Consider the following 245-nt stretch of genomic DNA (forward strand, 5'->3'; position numbering starts at 1 on the left):
CCGGACCCCGATGCCTGGCGCGGCAAGGCCTTGTCGGACAGCAGCCGGCAACGCCTGCTCGCCGCGCTGGCCGCAAAAGAGAGCCGGGTCGTCATGGCCGGGGTGGACGGGGAGGAAAGGCTGTTCATCCTGGAGCCCGTCCGCTTGGCCAACAATGCCCTGGTCGCCAGCGTTTCGGCGCCCATCGGCAGCATCATGCGCGACATCGAGCGCGAATTCTGGCGGCGGATCATCGTGCTGCTGTG

At 68.2% G+C, this 245-nt stretch carries 1 protein-coding gene; it reads left to right on the forward strand.

Features of this window, described 5'->3' with window-relative positions:
- Positions 1-245: hypothetical protein (locus B4920_RS29690; RefSeq protein ID WP_161493401.1), on the forward strand; the 245-nt coding region annotated here is incomplete at both ends.

The sequence above is a fragment of the Zoogloea sp. LCSB751 genome (assembly GCF_002028455.1).
In the GTDB taxonomy this organism is placed as follows: Bacteria; Pseudomonadota; Gammaproteobacteria; order Burkholderiales; family Rhodocyclaceae; genus Zoogloea.